At 34.6% G+C, this 2,128-nt stretch carries 3 protein-coding genes; all 3 read right to left on the bottom strand.

What is annotated here, in order from left to right:
- Window positions 1-970, bottom strand: a 970-nt coding sequence (locus ACJML3_RS09915) for a beta-ketoacyl synthase N-terminal-like domain-containing protein (RefSeq protein ID WP_406022837.1), incomplete at its 3' end; no start/stop codon positions are given.
- Window positions 967-1,521 carry a DUF3261 domain-containing protein gene (locus ACJML3_RS09910; RefSeq protein WP_406022835.1) on the bottom strand — a complete coding sequence of 185 codons (555 nt, stop codon included), beginning with the start codon at window positions 1,519-1,521 and terminating at the stop codon, window positions 967-969. The genes ACJML3_RS09915 and ACJML3_RS09910, both read right to left, overlap by 4 nt.
- Window positions 1,514-2,128: hypothetical protein (locus tag ACJML3_RS09905; protein ID WP_406022833.1), on the bottom strand; the 615-nt coding region annotated here is incomplete at its 5' end. The genes ACJML3_RS09905 and ACJML3_RS09910, both read right to left, overlap by 8 nt.

Below are 2,128 nucleotides of genomic sequence, written 5' to 3'. Positions count from 1 at the left end.
CAAGGATACCTGCAGCACCTAATGTATGACCTGTAAGATATTTAGTTGAACTGCAGGGAACAGAATCTTTAAACATACTGTATACAGCTAGAGCTTCCATTGAATCATTTAGCTTTGTTGCTGTGCCGTGCATATTTATATAGCCTATATCTGATACCTTAAGATTAGCTTCTTTTAAGGCAAGAGACATGGCTCTTATTGCGCCTTCACCTGTAGGATCAGGTGCTGATGGATGATATGCATCAGATGACTGTCCTACTGCTTTTAATACAAGAGATGATTTTTCTAATGACAGCACCATAAGACCGCCGGCCTCACCGATATTTATGCCATGTCTGTCTGCATTAAATGGCAAGCATCTGTCATAGGACAGTACTGACATTGCATCAAAACCATTGATTGGCACAGAGCAAAGTGTGTCAGCTCCACCTGCAATAACAGCATCGCAAAGTCCTGATTCTATAAGTTTTTTTGCACTTAAAAGAGCTCTTGCAGATGATGAGCAAGCTGTTGATATGGTATATGAAGGCCCTTTTATTGAAAGGTAGTCACTAAGAAAGTTAGATGGGGATCCAAACTCCTGATAGGAGTATTTAAAATCATCTTTTTTAGATCCGTCTTCTAGATATACTTTAAGTGCATCAACAGTTTCTTCAAGACCAGATGTTGATGTTCCCATAACAACACCGATTCTGTCAGAGCCATAACTTTGCTTTAGCTTTTCTATGACTGGTTTTACTCTGTCTGCAAGAGTAGCAAGAACACGGTTGTTTCTTGAATTGTGATCATCAAACTCACATAAATCCTTAAGATCTGCATTTATAACGCCAAAATATGAGCTTTTCTCATCCTTAAGGAAACTACTACTTTTTGTCAGATACTCTTTTTGTGTATTTAAAAGAGCAGTTGCTATCTTGTCGTTATCTGAGCCAAGGGCGCATATTGCACTGTATGCGTTAATGTATATCATAGGTATTTCAAATATATCTTGTAGGAAAATTCTAGATTGTCTATTTCAACAGGCAGTCTTTTATTCTTAATGGATTTAAAACTGATATTATAAATAATTTTTCCTTTTTTATCTGTAATTATTCTTTTATCAGTGCTGTCTTTTACAATGTAGTTCTCATTAAGCTCATTAACTAGGTTTTCACTTTTACACAGCATTATATCAAGAAGCACCTGATTTACAGGAGGAAGCATACTTTCTGGCAGTTTTGTCTGTAGCTTTATGCCATCCTTTGTATAAGTTAAGGTAAAAAGATTTATATATGATGTTGTAACACCAGTTAGAACAAGAGTGTCATTTGTGTTTTCTGTAAGGACAATTAGTTTTCTTTTATCATTGTTGTAATTTGTTGTTAAAAGAACAGTGCTTTTGTCCTTATTTGAAAAAACTGGCTTTGGTATTGTAATTACATCAGTTTTTGTAATATTTGCCTTAAGATCAGGCTTTGAGATGCTAAGTGTGCATCCTTGTATAATAAAAAGTGACAGAAGAAAAAATACTAGTTTATTCATCAGCACAAAGTCCTGGAAGTAAGGTTGCAAGAATAAAGGATACTATGATGCCTACGTTTAATGTGATGGCAAAAGATGCTATTACGTTGACTGAGCTTAGGCACAAAAGTCCTACTGATATTACAGTTGTTAAAAGTGATGTGATAATTGCACTAAAGGAAGTTCTTTTATCTCCTTTGTATGATGTAAAAAAGATTGTATAGTTCACACCGATTCCAAGAACAAGTATCAGGGCAAGTTCATTGAACAGATTTATACTGTAGTTAAAAACAGGCAGAGCACCAGTTGCACAAAGTACACAAAGTATACTGAAAAATGTTGTATATAAAGCTTTTTTAAGTCCTACACGAATTGTAGAAATCACAAAGATTGAGAAAATAAAACTTACAAGAACATAGATAATGTGTATTGAGAACTGCTCGAAGATCTTCACAAAGTCATCATGTCTGTCAATAAGCTTTGTATTTGAAAGTTTATCAGAAACTGTCTTTGCAAGTTCTTTTCTATCAATATTGCTCTGAACAATGATTAAGGTTGCAAAAACTTTTTTATCCTTATCAGCACACAATAAAGGGGCATAGCTCTGACCTACTTTTGATTTTATAAA

The sequence above is a fragment of the Succinivibrio sp. genome, assembly GCF_045124615.1.
Classification (GTDB): domain Bacteria; phylum Pseudomonadota; class Gammaproteobacteria; order Enterobacterales; family Succinivibrionaceae; genus Succinivibrio; species Succinivibrio faecicola.
Note: the sequence above shows the minus strand (reverse complement) of the source record. Positions and strands in the feature narration are given on the sequence as shown.